The organism is Balneola sp., assembly GCA_002694685.1.
Taxonomy (GTDB): Bacteria; Bacteroidota; Rhodothermia; order Balneolales; family Balneolaceae; genus Gracilimonas.
Genome location: NZMW01000005.1, coordinates 1 through 22,887, shown reverse-complemented (window position 1 = coordinate 22,887; position 22,887 = coordinate 1). Strand labels below are relative to the sequence as shown.

Annotated in this window: 13 protein-coding genes and 1 rRNA gene; all 14 read right to left on the bottom strand. The window is 39.9% G+C overall.

All coding sequences use genetic code 11. From position 1 onward, the window contains the following. Positions 1-114: 114 nt before the first annotated feature. Positions 115-1,866, bottom strand: coding sequence for a Na+/glucose cotransporter (locus tag CL667_09150; GenBank protein ID MAL17868.1), 1,752 nt, complete (start codon positions 1,864-1,866; stop codon positions 115-117). Positions 1,867-2,111: 245 nt separating this feature from the next. After that, complete coding sequence (locus CL667_09145; protein ID MAL17867.1) at positions 2,112-2,585, bottom strand: hypothetical protein; 474 nt, start codon at positions 2,583-2,585, stop codon at positions 2,112-2,114. A 1,930-nt stretch (positions 2,586-4,515) separates the two neighbouring features. Beyond that, positions 4,516-6,366, bottom strand: coding sequence for a hypothetical protein (locus CL667_09140; protein MAL17866.1), 1,851 nt, complete (start codon positions 6,364-6,366; stop codon positions 4,516-4,518). Positions 6,367-6,413: 47 nt separating this feature from the next. Next, positions 6,414-9,569 carry a hypothetical protein gene (locus tag CL667_09135; protein ID MAL17865.1) on the bottom strand — a complete coding sequence of 1,052 codons (3,156 nt, stop codon included), beginning with the start codon at positions 9,567-9,569 and terminating at the stop codon, positions 6,414-6,416. Between the two features lie 447 nt (positions 9,570-10,016). Then, complete coding sequence (xylA, locus tag CL667_09130) at positions 10,017-11,345, bottom strand: xylose isomerase (protein ID MAL17864.1); 1,329 nt, start codon at positions 11,343-11,345, stop codon at positions 10,017-10,019. A gap of 35 nt (positions 11,346-11,380) precedes the next feature. Further along, complete coding sequence (locus tag CL667_09125; protein ID MAL17863.1) at positions 11,381-12,895, bottom strand: carbohydrate kinase; 1,515 nt, start codon at positions 12,893-12,895, stop codon at positions 11,381-11,383. Between the two features lie 269 nt (positions 12,896-13,164). Further along, positions 13,165-14,199 (bottom strand): hypothetical protein, encoded by a 1,035-nt coding sequence (locus CL667_09120; protein ID MAL17862.1) that lies wholly within the window; start codon positions 14,197-14,199, stop codon positions 13,165-13,167. Between the two features lie 164 nt (positions 14,200-14,363). Continuing rightward, positions 14,364-15,581, bottom strand: a complete 1,218-nt coding sequence (locus tag CL667_09115) for a bifunctional D-altronate/D-mannonate dehydratase (GenBank protein ID MAL17861.1) — start codon at positions 15,579-15,581, stop codon at positions 14,364-14,366. A gap of 5 nt (positions 15,582-15,586) precedes the next feature. Then, entirely contained in the window at positions 15,587-16,795 is a 1,209-nt protein-coding gene (locus CL667_09110; protein MAL17860.1) for a 1,4-beta-xylanase, read from the bottom strand. A 53-nt stretch (positions 16,796-16,848) separates the two neighbouring features. Continuing rightward, positions 16,849-18,255: an MFS transporter gene (locus tag CL667_09105; GenBank protein ID MAL17859.1), complete on the bottom strand. Its 1,407-nt coding sequence runs from the start codon at positions 18,253-18,255 to the stop codon at positions 16,849-16,851. An 80-nt stretch (positions 18,256-18,335) separates the two neighbouring features. Beyond that, positions 18,336-19,445 (bottom strand): 1,4-beta-xylanase, encoded by a 1,110-nt coding sequence (locus CL667_09100; protein ID MAL17858.1) that lies wholly within the window; start codon positions 19,443-19,445, stop codon positions 18,336-18,338. A gap of 14 nt (positions 19,446-19,459) precedes the next feature. Continuing rightward, positions 19,460-21,649 carry an alpha-glucuronidase gene (locus CL667_09095; protein ID MAL17857.1) on the bottom strand — a complete coding sequence of 730 codons (2,190 nt, stop codon included), beginning with the start codon at positions 21,647-21,649 and terminating at the stop codon, positions 19,460-19,462. Then, positions 21,639-22,400 (bottom strand): 3-oxoacyl-ACP reductase, encoded by a 762-nt coding sequence (locus CL667_09090; GenBank protein ID MAL17856.1) that lies wholly within the window; start codon positions 22,398-22,400, stop codon positions 21,639-21,641. Before CL667_09090 ends, CL667_09095 begins: the two co-directional genes overlap by 11 nt. Positions 22,401-22,800: 400 nt before the next feature. Continuing rightward, positions 22,801-22,887 (bottom strand): 5S ribosomal RNA (rrf, locus tag CL667_09085); the annotation flags it as partial.

The window sequence follows — 22,887 nt, the reverse complement described above, 5'->3', positions numbered from 1 at the left end:
AACGATTAGTCCGTTTCATTGATTTGAGACGGACTTTTTTATGCCTTCAATTTGCATAAAAAAAGCTCCGGACATCCGGAGCTTTTTGAAGTAAAACTTACTGGCTTGGTTTTCCTACGAGAAGAAAATATATATACCTGCAATCACAACGATCAGCAATACAGAGAGGAAAACATCAAGCTTGGTATAACTATCTCTCGATGCCTGCTTGTCTTCTTCACTCAACGTTCCATAAGTAAGGCCCGCAATTTTTTCATAGGACGGCGCCGGAGTCATATAACTGACAATAAACATCGTTGCTATACAAACGATGGTAATAATCACGCTATAGTATTGGAAGAAAATATTGTTAACAATCCAAAGAAATGATCCTTCAGCGTATTGAAAGCCATCAATCAAGGTAACAGGAGTATCTACTGCGAGGCGGAATACTCCTAATCCAAACCCAATAAATAAGGACCAGAGTGCTCCATCTTTATTAAGGCGTTTATTAAATACACCGAGGAAAAACACTACAAATATTGGTGGCGCTAAATAAGACTGCACTCCTTGTAAGTAGTCATAAAGTCCACGACTTCCCTGAATCACCGGAATCCAAAGCAGCCCTATTATTACCATGATAACCGTGGCTATTCTTCCCATCATTACGAGGCGTTCTTCCGAAGCTTCAGGTCTGAACTTTTTATAGAAGTCCATAGTGAATAATGTAGATGATGCGTTAAAGACCCCAGCAAGTGAACTCATGAGAGCAGCAAGTAATCCGGCCACAACTATACCGCGGACACCAACCGGAAGAATATGTGCAACTAACAGCGGGAAAGCAGCTTGTGCATTTTGGGTATTAACCTCGCCTTGTTCAGTCATAAGTTCCTGGGTGAGAATCTCCATTTGTCCTGATTTCGCAAGCGCGAAAGCGATGATACCGGGGATGATGAAAATAAATACAGGTAGCAATTTCAAAAATGCTGCAGCAATGGTTCCGCGCCGGCCTTCTGTTTCATTAGGCGCACCCAAAGCACGCTGAACAATGTACTGATCTGTTGTCCAGTACCAGAGACCTACAATCGGTGCAGCAAATAACATTGCCACCCATGGATAGTTGGTGTTGAAGTACCAAGCCATTCTATCCTCTTCCATTACAGGAGCCCAAGTCCCTTCCATCCCATCTGGTACAATTGGTTTCCAGAGGTTGAACATTTCCTCTCCGGCAATTGAGTACAATGCGTCCCAGCCTCCTATTGCTTTCAGTCCATAAATAAGGACAAGGATAGAGCCAAAGACGAGTACTAATGTTTGCAGGGCTTCTGTATAAGCAACTGCACGCAAGCCTCCTAAAATGGTGTAGATTCCGGTAAACACAATAACCAAAATGGAACCAATCCAGAAGCTATTTAATCCAAGGAATGAAATATTTGGGAGCAGTACACTGAATACAATACCTCCGGCAAAAATACCCACAGCAATTTTAGTAAGAACATAAGCCACTAAAGAAATACCGGAAAGAATAGTCCGGGCAAGTGGGGAGAATCTCTTCTCCAAAAACTCAGGCATGGTAAACACTTTCGATCTTATAAAGAAAGGCAACATCACCCATCCAAGTACAAGCAGACACCAGGCGTGGAGTTCATAATGTGCCATGGCCATACCATCCGTGGTTCCTGATCCGGCTAAACCAACAAGGTGTTCTGATCCAATATTTGAGGCAAAAATAGAGGTACCGACGATCATCCAACCTAAATGCCTTCCAGCTAAGAAGTAATCGGTGGCTGTATCCGTCTTTTGCTTAATTACCCACCACGCTACACCTGCGATAATCAGAAAATATCCGGCTATTACAATCCAGTCTAATACGGCTAATGTTCCCATCACTTTTAAATTATGTTTAAAATTCTATTCCAGTTACCTAAACAATTTTCTTCTCTATTTACATAAAAAAGAAGGAGTGAGTTTAATAAAAAAATGTATTTAATCTAAAGTATCTATATCAATTGAATACAATAGCTTTCTTCAAATTCACTATATATGAAGAAAATAAAAAAACCTGCCTCCTATTAAAGAGACAGGTTTGTAAAGGTATCTGATTGCTACATAATCAGATTCAATCATGAATACTATTTAATAAGCATCATTTTCTTAGTATTGATAAAGCTGCCAGCCTCGATGCGGTACATGTACATACCACTTGCAAGGTTGCGTGCATCAAAGGTTACTTTGTGTGCACCGGCTTCCATTCTATTATCAACCAGAGTCATAACTCTTTGACCCAACATGTTAAATACGGTCAATTGAACATCTGCAGCTTGTGGCAGATCAAAATTGATGTTGGTTGTTGGGTTGAACGGATTCGGGTAATTCTGTCCTAATGAGAATGATTTAGGTAACTGAGAGTTATCTACTACTTCATTAGAAACGGTAATCGCAGCACCTGAAGAGATTTCCAGATCAGCAATAGACATTCCTGTTGTAGTTGAATTGCTAATTGCAAAGTTAATAGCTTCAAATGACTCAAAAGAGCCGTCTGCATCAACAGTTGCATATTCAAATACATATCCGTCTTCACTTGTTAGAGAGTATCGAATATCCATTCCTGCAGAAGTTGATTGCAATGAAATAGCTAAATCATATGTACCTGCTGCTGGAGTTCCTGTATCTTCGTGTTCTTCAACTGAGTAAGCACCAGATCCAGAAGCATCGTACCAGACACCATCAACAATAGCATCAACTCCGGAACCCGGAGTAAATAGATACCCGCTATGGCCGGCTTCGCTGCCATTCCAAGTATATCCGTTAGCTTCTGTAGAATCTACAGAACCAGGATCAGATGCACTAAATACACCAAACTTAAAGCTTCCGTCTTCACCAAATCCACCACCCTCAAAAGTAACTTCAGCTTCAATAACCAAAGCTTCATCAGATGTTGTAGTGAAAGGCACATCAAATCCTGAACGAAGAGCTGCTGTATCTGCTCCCGCTGTTCCTGAAATAGATGTATTTCCTGTAAAGTCACCAGGAGTAAGCGTCCAGTCACCACCAACTTTACCACCTATGAATCCGAATCTTTCGATGGCCATAAAGTGATCGAAGAAAGCAGGAGTTGGAATTTCTATAGGATCATCATTCACGGCTTCAACTTCAGAGAAATCTACCTGTGTGAAATCTTCAACAGTATCAAATCCCTGGAATCCAAAAGCTATTGAATTAAAGGTTGAGCTAGTTGTTTCTGCCATTGTTGTTCCGGCAAAATAGTAATCGTCATCTTCATGAATTAAGAGAAAACGAATTTCACTCATACCATCACCAACTGGTTGCACGGAAATAGCCCAATCATAAACACCGGCACCTATTTCAGCTAATGCAGGAATTTGGTAAAACGTCCCGGCTGGACCACCATTATTGCTATAAGTACTTAACCAGTTACCACTATTAATAGTCCAGACTGTTCCCGAACCGCCGCCACCATTGGCTAAAGTTCCTGCACCTGATAAAGGAATAAACGAATATCCAGAACCACTACTTGTACCATTCCAGACTGCATCAGCAGTATTTTCGTTAGCAATGATTCCCATCTCTTCATGGTTTGTTAAAGCGTATCGAAGAGGAGTATATCCGGAACCAAGGCTTGCATTAAGCTCCATTTTACCTGTAATAACAAATGCGTTACCCGCACCTTCAGTAGCTGTTATCGGTGCAAACGCTCCTCTTAAACCGGCCCAAGAACCACCGGCTATAGTTGTTTCTGCACCTAAACTTGCAGAACCTGCAGGAGTAGATCCGTCTTTAATTATAGGCCATGCGTTATATGAAGCATCACGAGCCCAAGCTGTAATAGGACCTGAGCTTAACTCAATAGGTATAGCATTTAAAGCTACATTATCAGCATACCAAACAGTGTTTTCACTATTTGCGGTACCTGCTGCACTAATCCCAAATCCAATGTAAACAGTGCCACTTAGTTCAGTTCTGTCATTATCGATAGGGATTTTAATTTCTTCCCAACCAGTAGAAGCACCCATTGATCTATCAACACTTCCTATTACATCGTTTTCTCCACTGTCGTCAAGAAATGGACCTGATAGAGAGTCTTCTGAAACAACTGCTGAAATTGTTTTATAGCCAACGTCACCAGTGGCAAAGTATCCACTAAAAGATAGTGTATCGTAATCTGCAAGTGTTAAGCCACCCGGTATTGTAAATGCTAAAAATGGAGCGGCGTTATAATTATTTACTTCCACCTTTAATACGTTACTATATGTAACAGTATCTATAACCAGTGAATCAACAGTTGCTGATATATCACCAGCTTGCCAACTCGTTGTTCCATAGGGCTGCCCAAGGGTATCCCCATCAAAATTGTTGCTTTGCGCATATAAAACACTCGTACTTAAAAAAAGCATGAGCATAAAAAGTGCACTAATCGTAGTAAACCTTTTCATATTAATCCTCACATTTTGTTGTTGTTAAAATAGGGTATGCCTTGCGAGAGCATATTTCTCGCAAGGCATATAAGTCCTACTATTATTTGATAAGTGTTAATTTTCGGGTCAAGACAACTGCACCATCCTGAGTTTGTAAGCGGTAGAAATAAATACCACTTGAAAGATTTGAAGCGTTGAACGTTACCGAATGATTACCGGCTTGCTGCCGTCCTTCAAACAATGTCATTACTTCCTGCCCAAGAGTATTGAATACTTTTAGCTGAATGTCTCCTGCTTTCGGCATAGAGTATGGAATAACCGTGGTTGGGTTAAATGGATTAGGGTAGTTTTGACTCAATGTAAATCCATCTGGAGTACTCGCCTCGATTTCTGAACTTACAGTCACCCCGTTGTTTAAATAATCCTCTATACGCTCCCAGTCAGCATCTCTTTGATTAGCTTCCCAGTCAGCAAGCTGATCAGGGTACCAGTTTAGGTCACCCATAGGGTATCCGCCCCATGCTGCTGTTTGGTATTGGGAATTGTTATAAGCCATATTTTCCGGGAGAGGCCATTCTTGCTCAAATCCAGCAAGTGGTTTGTATGACCAGTCGATATCAGAGTTATCACTCCACTTAAACATTACAAACTGCAGCATTGTATCCTGATTTGTAGCAGGCACAATGAAATCAGCCGGGTCGTCATAAAAACTGGTAGTATCTATGGTCATCAGTGGAAATACATCATTCCCTTCACTGTCAGTTGAATCTATGTATTCAAATGTTTCAGGCCCGATAGCCGGAGACTCAAAACGAAGGAGAATATCGTTACGAGTCTGAATCTGCTCCTGACTCCATGGACTCTCCATGTACCAATCTTTCAGGTATTCTTCTTGATAGATCACATTATTACCGATGTAGATTTGTCGGTCTTGATCTGTGTAGTCAACTTCAAAACCTATTGAATCTACAAGAGTTGGGTTTTGAACTAAGCCTCCACCAAAAGGATTACATTCACCTGCATAAAAATCATCAATATCAGCATCAGTGCCGTCAGGGCATACGTCAACAGGTCTTTGACCTATCATGTTTGTGTTAACAAAAATGGAGTTCGTGATTGAAAGATCTTCCCACCAACCGGTCTGTATAGCCCACTCCAATGAGTTAATCATGGTCACGTGGTTTAGGTGGATATTGGAGGCGTACTGATTACCCTCCATCATCACGATGCGGCTAAGATTTGAAAACGTTGTATTTTCAAATAAAAGGCTGTCATAGTGAAATTCCGTGGATTGGTAAGGGAAAGAAACAGCTCTTCCATAATACTGGAAGTGAGAATCCGTCAGATTTCTGAAATATGAATTTCTAAAAACACCAACAAAATTATCGGCCTTAACGGTAATTGACCCACCCGATTCTGCACCAATTGGGAAGTAATCAAATATCACACCTTCAAAAGTTCCGTACTCTTTATCAGGCTCACTACCGGTGGCAACTGTATCCTCAAAAACAATTCCTGTTTGAACTTGATTACCTTGGATATCAGCACCTCTTACCCAAATATTCTCCATGACTACATCACCATAAGTTTGAATGATATAGGTTCTGTCAATTTCTTCTTCAGTCCAGACAATTTGTGGTGGAGCTGAATTTTGAATTGCCTCAGCATCACCTTGACCTGCTTTTAATGGCTTGGGTGCCACGATTTCAAGGTTCTCGCCGATATCCATAAAGATACTGCTTGTCAGCACGTACACTTCATAGGGAGATAACTTAAACACAGTGTTGTTTATATCTCCGTTAGCTTTTACATCCGTAATGGCTTGGTTTAAAGTTCCGTATGTAAAGTCGGATTCATAATAACCCTGTACCTCTACGGTATCTTTCTGTGCCATCAATGATGCACTACTGAATAATACTGCGAAAGAAATAAGTAGTAACAATCGCTTCATATTAACTCCTGTTTATTGTTATTAGTAAATTTCGTTTTTGTTGTGATTTAGTATCTGACCCTGAAGCCCAAATTAGCCGTCCACCCATAATTCTGGATATTCGTATCCCCATTTATAGATCGCTGCACCTGTTGATTATTAGCATTGTTCAGGTTGGTGACGTCTAAGAATATTTCACTGCTTCCGCCCAACATTTCCAGCTTATACTTAGCTGAATAATCTATTTTTAGATAGTCAGTACTGAATCGATCATTTTCGGGATAACGACCTCCACTGCCTCCAAATGTATTGGTAGTTAGTAGTACTGAGACTCTTGTAGAAAAACCTTTGTAGTCAAATCCCAGGTAAGTGTTCATAACGTGATTAGGCTGTCCTGCTAATCTTGATGTGAATGAAGAATCAACTAAGAAATCAATTCGCTCTGCATCACGTCCCTCACCTTCAATTCTAAAATCTTCATCATAAAAAGGTGTTTCTATTTCAGAAAAGATCCGTGCATAGTTAACACCAAAAACCATATTGTTGAAAGGCTTTGGCATGTACCAGAAGTTATGCTGGAAGTCGACTTCAATACCTCGTACTAATCCATCATTTGGGTTATTAAGTGGTTTGTTAACAGTAGCTGTTGCACCTGTAGAAGGGTTGATAGTCGGTGAAATTAAAAGTGATCCATCCTGACAGCTGTTTATAGAAGGATATTGTTCACCATACTTATCGCGGTAATACTGACTACAAACGAGTTGATAATTTGAAGTTTGGTCGATACCTGCTTCTTCAGCGAGATTTAGTTTGTAGCTCGCGTTGTAAACAAAGTTCTCAATTGTTTTCTGGAAAACCCCCAATGAAAGTAAGCCCAATTTATTTGCATGAAATGTTGCATTAATATCATGATTGTAGGCTTTGGCAGGCTCTAATTCCGGGTTACCGGTATAAATAGAATTGCCCTGAGTAATAGTAAATTTTGGTGATAGTAAGTTGTAATCAGGACGTGATAACGTTTGAGTGTAGGCATACCTCACATCCATCCAATCGGTAACGGAATACCTGGCTTGAACCATCGGCAACATAAAGCGATTTGTTGCGGTTGAGGTAGTGTCGTACATGATCTGAGCCTGAGCATTACGCTGATCACGGGCGTTATAAGCAAAGAATTCAGAGTTTACTTCCTCATACCTTACTCCACCAATAACCATTAGCTTAGATATGCTGATTTTGGACATGGCGTAAGTGGCAAAATAATTCTCATCATAAGAGTAATCATTGGATAGCTGTTGATAAGGGCCATCATACCATCCACCCTGAGCTCCAGAGCTTATCTCTGAATTAGAAGCATCAAAATCCGGGTTGCCAATCACATAGTTTAGAATATTAACTAACCGGTCTGTCGCTGATGCAAAATAAATGCTCCCAAAATTGTTACCTATAAAAGGGTCATACAAATCTTCATTCTGTGCTTGTAAAGTCGTTCCGGTAAAGAAGCCTTGATCATTAGTTTGAAGTCCAAACTCATCCCGCAACGTTCTTGCTAAGCTATTCGCAATACCACCATCAGTAGAGTTGGCGTTACCATCAAATCCTAGATATGGTGTTTCTTGATCTGTGGAAGTAGTTTGGTCAACATACTGTGCTCCGGTTTTGAAAAACCCATTAGCTGTTGAACCGATATTGAATGGGATTTCGAAATTAGCTTTATATGTGAATTTATCTTCTGCATAGTAGTTACTAAACAGGTTTCCGCTTCTTAGAATAACATTTTCAACCCCTCGAAAATTTTCCTGTCGACTAACCAAGTCTTCTGGTTGTACATTTTCCCGAGGTGCAGGGTTTACAGCTTGAGTTTGATTAAAAGCTAATACCGGAGAATCTTCTAACGTATTTCTTGCTCCTGTATAACTACCTGAAAAATCAACAACTAACCAGTCTAAGTCATAGTCCAAACGTAATGAATGCACTTGCTGCTGAATTTCGGTTTCACCTAGACTCAACCTCCAGTCCATACGTCCGTTGTTGTAGTTTACGCTCTGGTTATGATCCGTAAAGTCAGACCTTATGGAGGCAAACATATTCACGAACTTTAAGGAACCCTTGCCCAGGTCATAATCCATAATAACATTGGCCCCTAATCTATTTCGATTTTCCAGATGTCGGTTAAAGCTGACATTATTTACTTCCACAGGACGATATCCGGTTTCAGGATCCGCCTCTTCAATTGACCCTGCTATTCCATAGCCGGTATTTAAATTATCAGAGTTTCTGTCATACGACTCAGCATTAACTAAAGCGTAAACACCAAATTTGTTATTAAAAAATCGATCACTAACTGAACCAACGGCACGATAATTACCCAGCGTATTGCTTTTAGCTGTGTAACCTTGTTGCCACATAGCATCCCAATGGAAGCCTTCAGGTGCTTTTCTAAGCTCCATATTTACAGTTCCACCAATCGAGTTTGCATTCATGTCGGGAGTCAATGATTTGTAAACCTCAATCATGCGAATCATGTAAGGTGACACCATGGTCAAGTCAACACTACGATCATTATTCACTCGCCCTCCACCTGCATCAGGATTTGATGAAAGCCCGATTGATGAACTACCTGTTGAAGCTAATTGCACACCTTCAATTTCAATGGAATTGTATTCAGGAGAAAGTCCACGAATTACCACTTTGTTATCCTCTCCGGAACTTTGTGTAGTTGATACACCCGGGAGTCTGCCTAATGCAGAAGCTGCATTAAAGTCTGGCAGTTCTTGAATTTTAGTTTCAGATACTACATTGACAATATTATCAGACTGTATTTGCTGATTTATAGCCTCTATTTGCCCTTCTCGCTGTGCGCTAATTGTCACCTCATTTCCTTCCAGTGTCTCCTGCATCAATTCAGCATTAAATTCCAAAGTCTCACCTCCGGTAACCTGAATAACTTCTTCAACACTGTTGTACCCAATATAACTTATCACCAAAGTGTGCCCTCCGGCTGGAACCCTACGGATTGTGTACTGTCCATCTATATCTGTTGCAGACCCAATACTTGTACCTTTAATAGTGACATTAACACCAATCAAAGTTTCTCCTGAATTGGCATCTGTGATTGTACCTGTAATACGACCATTCCCTGAGGTAGAATTGCCCTGAGCAAGTGAGAAATTAACCCCCATAAAAAGGATAATTATTGACAGGGAGATCTGCTTGAAATTAAACATGGCTGCTTCTATTTAAATTTATTTAAATAACTTAGGCTTCAGTCTTTTTAAAAAGCGCTTACAAGCTTTCGCAAAAAAATATCCGCACATTTTTTTGTTTGCCCTATTAATATAATTATTGGGAGTAATAATAAAAATTAAATGAGCAACTTTTTTTTAATTATTGAGCAACTTTTGCTCAAAATCTTAGATGAGGTTTAACTGGAAAAGGTCATGCTAAAAATGATAAGACTAAGCCCTTGCCGCTTAATAGAATGCATGAAATGCCTTTTTAATCGTTAGAATAGCTTACTGAAAAGGTGTCTTTAAGAAAACAGAAAATATCTATCCCATAAAAAAACCCATGCAATGTTAAATATTTTAACCTTTGCATGGATTCTTTTTGTGCGCATAATTTCAGCGCTAATTTAACCCAAAAGTGTAAAATGACTGAAATCGCTTTTTTAACTATATGTACTGGTTAATGATATTTTCAAACAGCTCTTGCTTACCGCTGGTTCTTTTAGGCTCACCATTCTCAATTGCATAAGCGCGAAGGTCTTCCAGAGTTAGCTCTCCGTTTTCAAATGCCTTTCCTTTTCCTGAATCGAATGATGAATAACGCTGAGTACGTAGCTTCTTGTAATCAGATTTAGTCAAAATTTTATCTGCTACTAACAAACTACGTGCAAAAACATCCATTCCTCCTACATGAGCAATAAAGAGGTCTTCTAAGTCCGTAGAATTTCTTCTTCTTTTGGCATCAAAATTAATACCTCCGGTAGTAAACCCTCCAGCCTCCAGAATAACCAAAAGTTGCTCAACTGTTTCATAAATACTTGTAGGAAATTGATCTGTATCCCAACCGTTTTGATAATCGCCACGATTTGCATCAATACTGCCTAATAACCCGGCATCGGCTGCAACTTGCAGTTCATGCTGAAAAGTATGACTCGCCAACGTAGCGTGATTCACTTCAATATTCAGTTTAAAGTCTTTATCCAGTCCATAGTGACGCAAGAATCCTATTACTGTAGCCGCATCAAAATCATATTGGTGTTTGGTTGGTTCCATGGGTTTCGGCTCAATCAGGAAAGTACCTTCGAATCCATTCTTCCGGCCATAGTCTCTGGCTGCTTCAAGAAATTTAGCAAGATGATCCTGCTCTCTCTTCATCATGGTATTTAAAAGGCTCATATATCCTTCGCGGCCGCCCCAGAAAACATAGTTTTCCCCACCAAGTTCAATTGTAGCATCCAGCGCATGTTTAACCTGAGAAGAGGCATATGCAAGAACATCAAAATCCGGGTTTGTAGCAGCACCATTCATATAACGAGGATGGGAAAACATGTTTGCTGTACCCCACAACAATTTCACACCTGAAGCTTTCTGCTTTTCTTTTGCATACTCAACCATATCCTGAATACGCTTCTCACTTTCCAGAATATCCTCTGAAAGTTCAACCACATCCACATCATGAAAACAATAGTAGGGAACACCAAGCTTTGTGAAGAATTCAAAAGCAGCATCCATTTTTGCTTTTGCTGCCTCAATGGGATCGGTACTTGTAGCCCAGGGATGATGATGTGTTGCAGCACCGAAAGGGTCGGTACCGTTATCACAAAAGGTATGCCAGTAAGCCACCGCAAAACGGAAATGCTCTTTCATGGTTTTACCGGCCACTTTTTTACTTTCATCATAATATTTAAAAGCTAAAGGGTTATCTGATTCAGGACCCTCATACTTTATCTGGCCAACATTCTTGAAATATTCCTTATCTCCAATCAACGGTTTCATAAACTTAGTGTATAAATTAATATTAATTCTTTATCTCAAACAGCAACTGCTTGGTCTTCTGTTTGAATAATTTCATCAAGTGTGGTCTTCCACTCTGCATAAAGGTCTTTGTAAACCTTAACTTTATTTTCATCCGGTTTAATGACTTCAATCCTTTTCAGTGACTTAAAGGCCTCTTCTGCATTTTCATAAAACCCATCCCCTAATGCAGCTCCCCTTGCAGCACCGGCAGCTCCATCAGTATCATACAACTCAAGGGTTGTATTTGTGACGTTTGCAAATATCTGACGGAAAGCGCTGCTTAAGAATAAATTTGAATGCCCAACACGAATGGTCTCAACCGGCACATCCATATCAGCTAACATTTCAAAGCCAATGTTAAGAGCATAAACAATTCCTTCTAATCCGGCTCTGATTATATGAGCCGAGTCATGCTGATTGAAATCCATGTTCAACAAGTGTGCTCCTACTACTTCATTCTCCAACACTCTCTCAGCTCCATTACCGAATGGGAAAAACCGCACACCCTCTGCTCCTTCTTCAACCTGACCGGCAAGCTCATTCATTTGGTTGTAAGGCAAATTACTTTTTGATGTGTTTAGGAGCTTTCTTAGCCAGCTATACAAAATACCTGTCCCGTTAATGCAAATAAGGATTCCATTCCTCCTTTGCTCAACCGTGTTATTAATATGCAGAAATGTATTTATGCGTGATTTTCTATCATGCACATTTTTATCAGTGACAGCATAAATAACCCCGGATGTACCTGCTGTAGCCGCAACTTCTCCTGGATTTAAAACATTTAATGAAAAAGCATTATTGGGTTGATCCCCAGAGCGATAATTGATCTTTACATCCTCATTCAATCCCAAATCTTGTGCAACTTCAGAATCAACGGATACATTACCGCCTATTGCAGGAACCGTATCAGGAATAACATGCTCCTCTAAACCGAGGTGACCTAAAAGCTCATCATTTAGTTCTTGGTTTTCAAAATCCCAAAAAACACCCTCAGAAAATCCTGCTTCTGTAGTCGTAACTTTCTTACTGAGCTTCATTGCTATGAAATCACCCGGCAACATGAACTTATCCATCTTGCTAAAGATTTCAGGCTCATTTTCTTTTACCCAAGCCAGCTTTGAAGCCGTAAAATTACCTGGCGAATTTAGCAAGTGATTGAGACAATAAGACTGCCCCAGTGTTTCATATATCTTATTCCCCATTTCTACTGCACGGCTATCACACCAAATAATCGAGGGGCGCAAGACTTTTTGATTTTCGTCAACCATTACCAAGCCATGCATTTGGTAAGATATTCCAATGCCTTTAATTGCTTCGGAATTTACATCCGGTTTTGAAAGCAACTTCTTGTAGGCGGTAAGAAAATTGTGCCACCAGACTTCAGGATCTTGTTCTGCCCATCCCGGTTTAGGAGCATCAATTTTCATTTCTACTTCCGGATAGGTTACAGATGCGACAACTGATCCCAGTTCAGTACTTAATAAAGATAATTTAATTGATGAGCTACCAAGGTCAATCCCCAAGTACATCCTACGTTCCTCTTTTATTTTAAAATTTATTCCAAGAGCTCCAAGAAACTATAACAAAAAGATGAGCACTAAAACAACTTTTTGTGCATTATCAAACAACAATTTGCTCAAATAAATGTGCGGAGAAGATTTCAATCCCCACGGCATTTACTGCTTTAAATAACTCTAATCGGCATAAATAATATTTACTCTGAATAAACAATCTATCCAAATAGAGGAAAAAAAGAAACTGAGTGAGCAAATTTTTTTAAAATTTGCGTTAATTTTGCTCAGTTGTCTTCGACTAATTCTTTAGATATGACTCGTGTACTAGACTGACGTACTTTTAACGAAACCGGCACCAAGCTTACAATACCTTGATGATTCACAGGCTTTTCCAAGCGGTTTAGCAAAGTATCAATGGTATTTTCTGCAAGCCTTGTGTAATTAGTTTCTACTGAACTCAATTTTGGATAATGATTTTCGCACATTGGAAGATTATCGTAACCTACAAGTGCAATATCATCCGGAAATTTATACCCTGCCTCGCGTGCAGTCTCCATAAACCCAAGTGCCATTGCATCATTTGCAGTAAATATAGCCTCAGGTTTTTCTTCTAATTTTTCAAATGCGTGAAAGGCTTCAATTCCTGCATTTAACCTATAATCTCCTTTATAATCCCAGACCAGACTCACGTCATCATGACTCTTAACAAAATCGGTGTAACCGTTTGTCCTGAAACGTGCTTCCGGCATTACATGTGGTCCTTCTATAATTCCAAGTTTTCGATAGCCTTGCTCATATAAATGCCTTGCAGCTAAAATTGCTCCTTGGTATGCATCAAAAGTCACCGTATCAAGAACGGAGTTGTCAATATTAGAACATGAGATAATTGGGAAGTCTTTGGGAGTGGCATGTAAAATATGCAAATACTGTTCTTCTTTTAGCTGAGGTACAAAAATCACAGCCGCTGCATATCCTAATAAGCGTAATTTTTCAATTAAAGAGCCGACTGAATCAATGTCGTGTGTTACACTAAAAAGACTAACTGTTATTCCCTTTTCCCGAGCAGCCTCTGTGAATCCATTAAAAAACGAAGCGTAAAATTCACCGGGGTGAAACTGAGTGATCAGCGCAATATTTGGTGGCTGATTCTTAGGAAGCTTTCTTCCGTTCGTAGGAAGCGGGTAACCCAACTTGTGAGCTGAAGCTAAAATCTTTCTTCTATTTTTTTCAGAGATACGCCCCTCACCCCGAATGGCTCGAGAAATTGTTGATACAGAAAAACCTGTAGCTTCAGAAATATCTTTTAAAGTAACTTTCATTTTGTGCTTTTTACATTGGGCAATATTTGCTCAAAAATAGTGTAAAATATAATGGATTAAAAAGTACATTTTTCACAATACTTAACACATTCCCTTCTGATACTATTCAAGAAAGAGTTTTTTGAATATTTCTAAGAAAAAAAAGAACACGTTTGTGAAAAAAATTACCAATTGAAAAGTGTACCGTCCTCTTTTCTGTTTACCGGCAGATAAGCTCGTTCGTATGGATATTTTGAGGCTTTTTCTTCATCAATGTCTACTCCTAATCCAGGTTTATTCTCTTCCAAATACATAAAACCGCCCTTAAATTGATAGCTGTTTGGGAATAATTCTTGAGTCAACTCATTGTGGGGCATGTATTCTTGAATGCCAAAATTATTTATCGATAAATCGAAATTTAGAGCAGCCGACATGGTAATAGGTGATAAGTCTGTAGCACCATGAAACCCGGTTCGTACATGATAGATCTCAGCAAATGAAGCAATTTTCTTCATATGCGAAATCCCCCCACCCCTTACTATTGATGTCCTCAAGTAATCTATAAGCATTTCTGAGATCAATAACTGAGCATCCCACACTGTATTAAATACTTCACCAACGGCTAATGGAGTAGTGGTGTGCTCCCGAATAATTCTAAAGCTTTCCTGAAGTTCAGCCGGAGTACAATCTTCCATCCAAAAAAGATGATATGGCTCAAAATCTTTACCGAGCCGGGCAGCTTCTATGGGTGTTAAACGGTGATGACAATCATGCAGAAAATGAGGTTCGTCTCCATAAGTATCTCTCAATTCCTTGAACAACTTTGGGATGAAATTCAGATACTTTTCTGTAGACCATAAGCTTTCTTTGGGCAGATCACCCCTTACCGCAGGCTCATAATTGTCTTTTGTTTTTGAAACGCCATAAGTGCTTTCAATACCCGGAATTCCACTTTGTGCTCTTACTGCCTTGTAGCCCTCATCTAAATGACGGCCGACTTCATCTACCGTTTCAGCAATATCTTTACCATTAGCGTGACCGTACACCATAATCGCTTCCCGGGATTTACCTCCCAGTAAATTATAGACAGGGGTATCAAGCATTTTTCCTTTGATATCCCAAAGTGCCATGTCAACTGCAGCTATTGCAGACATGGTTACCGGACCTCTTCTCCAGTAAGCCCCTTTATAAAGGTACTGCCAAATGTCTTCAATCCTTGATGGATCGCGACCGATTAAGCATGGTATTACATAGTCTTCCAGGTATGAAACCACAGCTTTTTCACGTCCATTTAATGTAGCATCTCCAAGACCATAAACTCCTTGGTCCGTATAGATTTTAAGTGTAACAAAATTACGGCCAGGACTGCATACAATTACTTTTGCGGACTCAATAGTTGACATTATTCCTATTCTTGAACTTTGAAATGATTATTTGCTACATCAATTAAAGCATGAAATGCCGGCTTTGGCTGATTATCCCGATCAAATAACAATGAATAATTAACTCTTTCAGTCGGCAGGTAGTTGAGCCATGTACCATTATCAGAAACACCCCAAAATGTAACTCTGGTTAAAACATCGCTATGTTTAAGGTATAGCTCAAAAAGGTCTTTGTGTACTTTCGTGAACTCTTCCTCTACTTCTTCCGGCAGTCCATCCTGGTAAATATCTGTCCCTTCCTTCGTGGGGCCGTCTTCACTCCAGGCTGACGGTAATACATTTAAATCCAGTTCTGTAATCATCACATCAACCCCAAGGGATGATAAGTCAATAATGGATTGTTCTATCTCTGAAAACTCCGGGAAGTTTCTTAAGCTATAATGACTTTGCGATCCCACACCGGTAACAGGCACGCCTTCATCCAACATTTTTTGAAGGTGTTTGATGATTCCCGCCCTTTTTTCAGGATTCTCCATATTGTAATCGTTATAGTATAACTGTGCATCCGGATCAGCTTCATGAGCATATTCAAATGCTTTCGAGATGAAATCCTCACCAATAATTTCAAACCAGCGAGATTCTCTGAAGCTGCCATCTTCATTAAATGCTTCATTTACCACATCCCAACCATAGACTTTTCCTTTATAGCGGCCAACTATTGTTTGAATGTGATCTTTCATTCGATTGAGTAACGCTTCCCGAGTCAACTCATCCCCGTCTTCATCTTCAAAGACCCAGTCCGGCACCTGACTATGCCAAACCAACGTATGAGCGACTATTGTTTTGCTTTCTTGCTGAGCAATATCAACTAGCCGGTCAGCTGCTTCAAAATTATATACTCCCGGACTTGGATGTATTTCTTCCCACTTCATCACATTTTCTGGAGTGATAACATTGAAGTGTTTTAGACCTAATTCAAGTCCTTCTGGATCAGGGATGATTTCTCTAGAATAAAAATATCCTCTTCGGTCAGCACGTACAGTATCTCTGGTGAGCTCCGGTGCATTAGCAAATATTTGAGCCCGATTTAAAGCAGTTCCAATCAAAAAAGCATCTTCATAAGCCTTATACAAAGATTGGGTTTGTTCTTCTTGTTGGGTACACGCCTGTAAGCTTAAACCGAAGATAACAATGACCAATATAAAGACGCTTCTGGTTTTTGACCTCAAACTCATTGAGTGTATGGATTTCATTTTAATCTCTTTTTGATCTAGATGACTTTATTAATTTACGTTGTTGGAGTTGCCGTATCCAACTCTCCTCGACGAGCTTCAAGCTCAATTTCAATCTCTTCCATTTTATCTCCATCAAGTGGATAAAACGTCATAAGCAAAGCCCCAAGCACGCCAATTACAGCGGCTACAACACCGATTAAAAATATTATGCCATAAATGGTTTCATCAGTTTGCACCTCATTTGCCTGAAAGTTATAGTAACCTAACACCCAACCGGTTAAAGCCCCACCAAGGGCAACACCCATCTTAAGTGCAAAAAGAGACGCTGCCATAATCAAACCTGTAGCACGGCGCCCAAACTTCCACTCACCAAAGTCTGCAGTGTCTGTATAAATTGCCCACTGTAATACTGAAACCGGACCAAAGAAAAACCCAGATAAAATATTACTGATGTAAATAAGATCTGTCTGGGACTCATCTAACAAGAAGAACGGAAGGCAAAAAATTGCACTCAACATCAGAGCTCCCACATATGTCTTCTTCTTGTCAAACATTTGAGATAAAAACTTGGTGCATAACGCTCCTAATAAAGTAGCAAGAGCCCCTGTTGTTAGGAAAGAAGATATTCCAGGACTAATTCCTACCATTTCCAGAAACCCTACCGAGTGCTCCCCCAAATAGTAGTCAATATAGTACGGAGTAGTCCCCCCTTTAATTACCACATACATCAACTGGAAAACAGTTGCACCGGCAATCAAAAGCCAAGGCAGATTATTCAACAAATCTTTTCCGTCTGTTTTGATATCTATTTTTGACGACTTGGGCGGCTCGACCCGTTCTTCTGTAGTAAAGAAAGTAAATAAGAATAAGCCGGCTGCAACTAAGCCATAAAGCCCCATTGTCCACATCCACCCTACCTGTTCATTTCCATCACCAAAGAAACCAACCAAAGGCTCTGTAAGACCTGTCACAACTAATAAACCACAATAAGCCGCAACGAATCGATACGATGAAATCCCGGTTCTTTCGATTGAATTAGGAGTGATAACACCCATAAGAGCTGCATAAGGAACATTAATAGCCGTGTACATCGCCATCATCAATGTGTAAGTGATATACGCGTAAACGATCTTTCCAGTGTCCCCGAAGTCTGGAGTGACAAACATAAAGAATCCAACAACGGCAAAAGGGACAGCCAGCCAGAGCAAATAAGGACGGAATTTACCGTACTTAGATATTGTACGATCTGAAATAATACCCATAATCGGGTCAGTCACCGCGTCAAATATTCTGGTAACCAAAAACATGGTTCCTGCTACACCCGCCGAAATCCCAAACACATCTGTGTAGAAAAAGAGCAGGTAGTTGACAAATGTTTGAAAGAATAGATTGGAGGCTGCATCACCCGCACTGTATCCAATTTTTTCTACTACGCCTATTTTTGCACGTTCTTTTTTCATTCGGGTGTTTTTAAGATGTTAATTAATCACTGACTATTATTCCTTACTCCATTACCTCTCGGTAAATCCTAACTAAGCATTTAGTTAGTTGCTATATCTTTCAACGCCTCAACTGCCGGCTTTGGATTTCCTTCACGATCGAACAACAGCGGATAATTAGTTCGACCCGGCATTGGCCAGCCATTTTTCCATGAATCCCCATCGGTAACACCCCAGGTTGTTACGCGGTTAATCACATCAGACTGCTTATGAAATACTTCAAAGAGCAATTTAAACTGGTCGGTCTGTTTTTGCACCATAGAGTCGGGTAAATTTTCTGTGTATGGATTAAGTTCATCCCTAAGTTCTGCCCTCCTGCTAATATCCGCTCCGGTGTATTGAAATGGTGAAGGAAGCACATCAATATCTAATTCAGTAATAGCTACAATGCCAAGCTCACCAAATAAATTAATGCTTCTTTCCAGCGCTTCTTTAGTTGGATAATCGAGTCCATAATGCCCTTGCATTCCTATTCCTGTAACCCTGACTCCACTGTCCTGAACTTCTTTGACCCATTCGGCAGCAGCATCTGCTTTATCCGGTAGGTGAAGGTTGTAATCATTATAATAAAGCTCAGCTTCAGGATCGGCTTCATGTGCAAACTGAAATGCTTTGGCTATATAATCTTTTCCAATGATATTATACCAAGGTGATTCCCGGATTGTACCATCATCATTCACAGCCTCATTTACTACATCCCATCCATCAATTTTACCTCTGTATCTGCCAACTACGGTATAGATATGATCTTTCATTCGAGCCAGTAGTTCTTCTCTGCTAATTGGATTTCCTTCTTCATCTTCAAAAACCCAATCCGGAGTTTGGCTGTGCCAGACCAAAGTGTGCCCAACGATAAACATCTCATTTTGTACTCCGAATTCAACAAACTTATCAGCTTCTTCAAAGTTATAGGTATCCCGTTCCGGATGGATATTCTCCCACTTCAAATCATTTTCAGGAGTAATTGAATTAAAGTGCTCTTTTAGGATAGGAAGGGCTCTGGCATCCCGCCCTGAATATTGACTAGTATTTACAGCGGCACCTATATAAAAGTCATCTTTATATGCATCTTTTAGTCCGTCAGTTTGTTGTTTCTGAGTACAACCAACGGCCAAAAATAAACCTATTAATAGGAGAACGAGATCACGCATAAATTTCCTTTGCTTTAATAATACCTGGGGTCAGGTACATATTCTGTTTGTTCAAGTTTTTTATAGTATTCCAAATCATGCTCGGGTTTTTCCAAGCCTTCCGGTATTGGTTGATGTGAAAAAGTCTGGAAGTATAGCACACATGAATTTCTCCACCGGACGGCATCTTTTTCCTGAATTTTGAGAAGTGCTTTTACATGTTTGAATCTCTCATCATCAATCAAGCCCTCTATGCTATTCCACTGCTCCTGCATCCATCGCACCGTATCTACACCGGCATAATATTTATGCACCAATTCTTCCCAAAGGTTTCTTCCGGAATCCATTTCGTAATCCCAACTAACATGGTGGAACCATAATAACAGATCTTCCGGAGTGGTCTCTATTTCACTAAACTGACTTTGGAGTGGTTGATTATATTGCTCAATGGCGTTGGATCCTGTTTCGGTTCTGTCAAAGCCTAAGCCTTCTTCATCTGCCTTATGATAATATACCGCTGTCCAGTCTGGTCGCGGGAGATCAGAAGTCCAAGGGGCAGGTCCGTAGTGATGGCCCTGAGCATATAAATGGGTTAGACCTAATGGCGATCTGTAGTTGACACCAGCCTCTCTCGACTTCAGCATAACATCTTTGATTGGCTCAACAAACTCATTGTTATTTGTGAAAGTCATTTTGAGCCATTCATCTGCAATTTGATCAGCACTTAGAGTATAGTCCCAAGCTAATCTACCAAAGGCATACCAACTCGACTGCACAAACGGATGCCCCGTCCAGTTTCGGTCTGTTCCTAAATTCACTACTCCGGCAATTCCTGTATGCTCATAATCAAAAACTTCGCCGGAGATTACCTTGCCTACGGTCGAGCCTTCGCCCTTGGCATAAGTATCGGCATCTACAGCTTCTTCAAATAAGGTACCCATGTAGGCCAGGTGGTTTGCGAAACCAAAATATTCCTGTGTTATCTGAAGCTCCAGCATGGTACTGGTTTCCTTCATTGCTCCAAACAACGGCGAGAAAGGTTCCCTCGGCTGAAAATCAATTGGGCCATTCTTAACCTGGAGAATCACATTCTTGTTAAATTTACCATCAAGCGGAAGAAACTCATCGTAGGCTTCTCTAAATCGATCTGTTTGTTCAGGGCTATAAACAAAAGCTCGCCAGATAACTACACCATCATGTGGGGCTACAGCTTCTGCCAATACATTCGCTCCCTCTGCATGATTCCGATTGTACTTAAACGGTCCGGGTTGACCTTCGGAATCCGCTTTAACAAGAAATCCTCCAAAGTCAGGAATACGGCTATATATATCATTCGCTGTTTCTTTCCACCATGCCCTTACGTTTTCGTCTAGAGGATCAGCTGTATCGAGACCTCCAATAGTAATCGGAGCCTGATAGTTAATTGAGATAAAAACTTTTATTCCGTAGGGTCTGAAGATGTCTGCAAGTACTTTTACTTTATCCAGGAATTGATCAGTTAAGATACGAGCATCAGCGTTTACATTATTAAGAACAGTACCGTTAATTCCCATAGAGGCATTGATACGGGCATAATCAGTATATCGAGGATCTTTATATTCGGGAAGAGTTCCCCAGTCCCATAGTGAAAGACCTGCATAACCTCTTTCTACAAGCCGGTTCAAGTTGTCCCAATGGTTTAAAACCCTGTGCTGTATCTTCGGAGAAGATGTAATAGATATATTTTCAAAACTCTGATGTGTTTGAATCATTCTTAAAAGATGAAAAGTACCATACAAGGTCCCAATGTCAGAGTTTGCCGCTACTGTAATAGCCGTTTTACCATTGCTCTTTACATTTCGAATGATAAATCCTTCATCACCAATCTTTGCCAGTTCATTTTCTAAACCGGCATTAGCAATAAATTCAGAGGTAGTAGGAGTTCCTATAATTAAATTCCCACTGCTATTTATCAAAGATTTGAATTCAATATTCTTTCCCAATAAACCGGACAAACCTTTTTTCAACTCTATACTGATTACTTTCATAGTCTGGCTTTCGCCTTTAACTATGACATTCTTAAATAATAATCTGTATTCCTTTAATAATTCAGGAGAATCTATCTTCTCATATCTAAGCCAGGTTTCATAGCCATCTTCCGCATATAGATTACTAAATAGATTCAACCCGATAACTAGCAGTACTGAAGTGAAGAACCTTTTTGTATAGTTTGAATTAAAAGCCAATTGAATTCCCTCCGTCTACAGGTAAATTTACACCCGTTACAAATTTCGCTGCATCTGAAGCAAGGAACACGGCTGCCATTGCAATATCTCTTGCTTCTCCTAATTTCTTCATTGGTGTACGTTCTAACACTCTTCTTTCACGGTCAGGGTCAGAATCAAAGGCTTTTCTAAGCATTGGTGAATCAATAAAGCCAGGAGCAATAGCATTAACTCGTATTCCCTCTGGAGATAAGTCAACAGCTAAGGACTTTGTCATCCCAAGTACTGCAGTTTTTGATGTGGTATATGCAGTAACCATTGGGATTCCATAAATAGCGGCCATTGAGGTAATATTTATTATAGAGCCTCTTTTTCTCCTCTTCATTCCCTTAGCAACTTCTCTTGTTAACGAGAATAATCCATTTACATTAGTCTGAATTATATTCTGGAATTCGGCATCTGTGACTTCAGTTAAAGGCTTTTTCATATTTATGCCGGCGTTGTTAACCAATGTGTCTATCTCTCCAAATTCAGACTCTACTTTTTCTACAAACAACGGTAACTCTTCAACAACCGAGACATCACTTACTATATAGCTTACTTGGTCACCTAATTCACCCGATGCATCTTTAAGAACGGTTTCCGATCTCCCTGTAATTATTACTTTAGCACCGGCCTCTACAAAAGCTTTTGTGATACCAAAACCTAATCCTGTACCACCACCCGTCACTATTGCCAGCTTATTTTTAAGACTAAATAATTTGTCAGACATAAATAATTTATTTTTTAAAAGTCTTCTTTTGGTTACATGTAGAAATACACAACCGAATTAGTTTAGTATTACTTAATCAACACCACTTACTCCCACAAAAAACAACTGCCCCATAATACTCTAATTCTACACACTACTCCATATAAATGTTTTGCACAAATTTTGCCCAACTTGAAAAAGTAAAGTCAGTCGATATCATAGAAAACCATATTAAATACTAATTATTCCGATTATCGAATATATTTAAAAGGCTGATATAATGAAAAAAAGATGAGCAAATTATATTGGCGAATAAAGCAAATTTTGTTCATTCCTGTATTTAACCAATTATAGGTAAGCGTCGGTTAAAGACATAAAAAAACCCTACACCTGTTTAGGTATAGGGTTGTATAAAAAATAAAGAAGGCGACGACCTACTCTACCGCGTGTGCAGTACCATCGGCGCTGCAGGGCTTAACGTCCGTGTTCGGGATGGGAACGGGTGGAA

Bases quoted from the DNA above. Each gene is read 5' to 3' on its own strand.
- CL667_09150 (MAL17868.1), bottom strand. From the start codon at position 1,866: ATGGGAACATTAGCCGTATTAGACTGGATTGTAATAGCCGGATATTTT.
- CL667_09145 (MAL17867.1), bottom strand. From the start codon at position 2,585: ATGGATATTCGATACTCTCTAACAAGTGAAGACGGATATGTATTTGAA.
- CL667_09140 (MAL17866.1), bottom strand. From the start codon at position 6,366: ATGAAGCGATTGTTACTACTTATTTCTTTCGCAGTATTATTCAGTAGT.
- CL667_09135 (MAL17865.1), bottom strand. From the start codon at position 9,569: ATGTTTAATTTCAAGCAGATCTCCCTGTCAATAATTATCCTTTTTATG.
- xylA (MAL17864.1), bottom strand. From the start codon at position 11,345: ATGAAACCGTTGATTGGAGATAAGGAATATTTCAAGAATGTTGGCCAG.
- CL667_09125 (MAL17863.1), bottom strand. From the start codon at position 12,895: ATGTACTTGGGGATTGACCTTGGTAGCTCATCAATTAAATTATCTTTA.
- CL667_09120 (MAL17862.1), bottom strand. From the start codon at position 14,199: ATGAAAGTTACTTTAAAAGATATTTCTGAAGCTACAGGTTTTTCTGTA.
- CL667_09115 (MAL17861.1), bottom strand. From the start codon at position 15,581: ATGTCAACTATTGAGTCCGCAAAAGTAATTGTATGCAGTCCTGGCCGT.
- CL667_09110 (MAL17860.1), bottom strand. From the start codon at position 16,795: ATGAGTTTGAGGTCAAAAACCAGAAGCGTCTTTATATTGGTCATTGTT.
- CL667_09105 (MAL17859.1), bottom strand. From the start codon at position 18,255: ATGAAAAAAGAACGTGCAAAAATAGGCGTAGTAGAAAAAATTGGATAC.
- CL667_09100 (MAL17858.1), bottom strand. From the start codon at position 19,445: ATGCGTGATCTCGTTCTCCTATTAATAGGTTTATTTTTGGCCGTTGGT.
- CL667_09090 (MAL17856.1), bottom strand. From the start codon at position 22,400: ATGTCTGACAAATTATTTAGTCTTAAAAATAAGCTGGCAATAGTGACG.